Genomic DNA, 1504 nt, shown 5'->3' with positions numbered 1-1504 from the left:
CGGGTGGGGCGTCGCGGAGTCGTGCGGCGAGTTCGTGGAGGTGCTGTTGGGCGTCGGCGCTCTGCCAGTGGTGACGTTGGCGTTGGGCGATGTCGGCGTACTGGGTGGTGAGGGGTGGCAGCGAGGGCGCGCGACCGTGGGCCAGGTCGGTGTAGAGGTGGTCGAGTTCGGTGTGGAACACGCCGACGGACCAGCCGTCGAGGACGATGTGGTGCCAGGTGAGGCAGAGCACGTGGCTGGTGGGGGCGAGTTGGAGGACGTGGCTGCGCAGTAACGGGCCGGTGGTGAGGTCGAATGGTTGGTCGAGTTCGGCGCGCAGGATTTCGCGGACGTGGTGGTCGTGGTGGTCCGGGTGGATGTGGCTGAGGTCGTGGCGGGTGCGGTGATGCGTGGGCTCGGGGTGGACGATCTGGACGGGGATGCCGTCGTGCTCGGCGAAGGTGGTGCGTAGGACTTCGTGCCGGCGGATGATCTCGTCGATGGCGGTGTCGAGGTGGTCGAGGTCGAGTTCGCCGTCGATGTGCCAGGCGGTCTGGGTGTTGTAGGCGGTGGACTTCGGGTCGAGGGTGTGCAGGAACCACAGGCGTTGCTGCGCGAACGACAGGACCCGACCCGGCGACGAGGTCTTGCCGCCCGGCGGGACGAGGACCGGCTCCGGCTCGCTCGGTTCCCCGGCGCCGGTCACCACCGGATCGTCCTCGCCGCCGGTCGACGGACCGGCCGTCACCTCGGCCCGTAGCTGGTCGGCCATCGCGGCCACGGTCTGCGCCTCGAACACGATCGCGGCGGAGATCGGCAGCCCGAACCGCTCACGCAGCCGGACGGCGACCATCGTGGCCCGCAGCGAGTGCCCGCCCAGGGAGAAGAAGTTGTCGTCGCGGCCCGGCGACTTGCCGAGCACCTCCGCCCACACCTGCGCCACCCGCCGCTCCAGGTCGTCGCGGGGCGCCTCGCCGACCCGCTCCGCCGGGGCGGGCAGCGCGGCCCGGTCCAGCTTGCCGTGCGGGGTGAGCGGCAGAGCGGCCAGCCGGACCCACGCGGCGGGAACCATGGTCGCCGGCAGGTACCGGGCCGCGTACTCGGCCAGCGTCGCGTCGTCCGGACCGGCCTCGGGCACGACGTACCCGACGAGCCGGGGGCCGGCCGTGCCCTGGTGCAGCCCGACGGCGGCGGCCCGTACGTCCGGATGGCGCAGCAGCACGCTCTCGATCTCGCCCAGCTCGATCCGGTGGCCGTGCAGCTTCACCTGGTCGTCGACCCGGCCGGCGAAGTGGTAGGTGCCGTCCGGTAGCTGACGCGCCAGGTCGCCGGTGCGGTACAGGCGGCTGCCCGGCGGCCCGTACGGGTCGGGCGGGAAGCGCTCGGCGGTCAGGGCGGGACGGTCGTGGTACCCCCGGGCCACCCCCGGCCCGCCGATGAACACCTCGCCCAGGCTGCCGGCGGGCACCGGACGCAGGTCGTCGGTGAGCAGCCGGATGGCGGCGCCCGCGGCCGGATGCCCGAG

The 1504-nt window shown here is 73.2% G+C and carries 1 protein-coding gene; it reads right to left on the bottom strand.

Annotation, left to right across the window (positions count from 1 at the left end):
* Positions 1-1504 (bottom strand): condensation domain-containing protein (locus tag F6X68_RS32590; protein ID WP_151457826.1); only part of this gene is annotated, 1504 nt, incomplete at both ends.

Source organism: Micromonospora sp. AMSO12t (genome assembly GCF_008806585.1).
Classification (GTDB): domain Bacteria; phylum Actinomycetota; class Actinomycetes; order Mycobacteriales; family Micromonosporaceae; genus Micromonospora; species Micromonospora reichwaldensis.
This window is presented reverse-complemented; position numbering and strand designations above follow the sequence as displayed.